Origin of the sequence: Frankia sp. AiPs1, assembly GCF_023716945.1 — a bacterium.
GTDB lineage: Bacteria > Actinomycetota > Actinomycetes > Frankiales > Frankiaceae > Frankia.
Window position 1 is genome coordinate 1 of the sequence record NZ_JAMQQF010001015.1, and the last position, 1,078, is coordinate 1,078.

Consider the following 1,078-nt stretch of genomic DNA (forward strand, 5'->3'; position numbering starts at 1 on the left):
CCGCAGGTCGCGGACGAGCCCGCGGATGACCGGCGCCGCGTCGGCCACGAGCGGACCGCCCGGCACCGGCCGCCGGACCTCGAAGGCGTATCGGTTACGCCAGGCGTCGGAACCGTCCGGGCAGCGGCGGGCGCGCGCCTCCAGCTCGATCGCCGCCTGGGCCTCGAAGTCCGCCCGGTGGCGGACACCGAGCAGGGAGCTCACCGCGTCGAACAGCCGCCCCATGCTGGCGGTGGGCACACATGCCAGCCCGGTGGCGAACTGATGGGCCAGGACGCGCCGCTCCGCCGCCGGGCAGGCGGCCACGGGCGGCAGGTCCTCGGCCCAGCCGACGCCGGCGGCCCACAGGTGCGCCAGCGCCATCCGGTAGGGGCGGCGCACGGCGGCGTCCCCCCCGGGCAGCGGGACGTAGGCGAGGTGGGCGAACCGCTCGAAGCCGCGATAGTCGGCGATCAGCGCCTCGCCGCCCCACACCGCCCCGTCGGTGCCGTATCCGGTGCCGTCGAAGGCGAATCCCAGCACGGGACGCTCGCCGCCCAGGCCATGCTCGGCCATGACCGCCGCCACGTGCGCGTGATGATGCTGCACCGGGCGCACCGGCCGCCCGGCCGCGTGCCGGCACGCCCACTGCCGGGAGCGATAGCCCGGGTGGGCGTCGGTGGCCAGCGCGCCGGGGCGGATCCCGGTGAGCTGCTCGAGGTGGTGTTCGGCGGCGGTGAAGGTCCGCACCGTGTCGGCGTCGTCCATGTCCCCGATGTGACCGCTGAGCCAGGCGGAGCGGTCGGCGCCCACCGCGCAGGTGTTCTTCAGGTCGGCACCCACCGCCAGGGTCGGCGCCACCGCGAACGGCAGCGCCACCGGCAGGGGGGCGAAGCCCCGGGAGCGGCGCAGCGGCAGCGGGTCACCGTCGACGACCCGGACGACCGAGTCGTCGCAGGGCACGTGGATCGGCCGGTCGTGGCGCAGCCACCCGTCGGCGAGCGGGGCGAGCCGGCGGCGGGCGTCGGCCTGTCGGTTCGCGGCTACGTGCCGTTCGCCTCGACGTTCGCAGCCTTCTTCTCCCGCGCCTACGACTTCA

1 pseudogene is annotated in these 1,078 nt (G+C 76.3%); it reads right to left on the reverse strand.

Annotated features, from left to right (window positions below):
* Window positions 1-1,078, reverse strand: a pseudogene (locus ND748_RS32555) (carbamoyltransferase HypF); the annotation flags it as partial.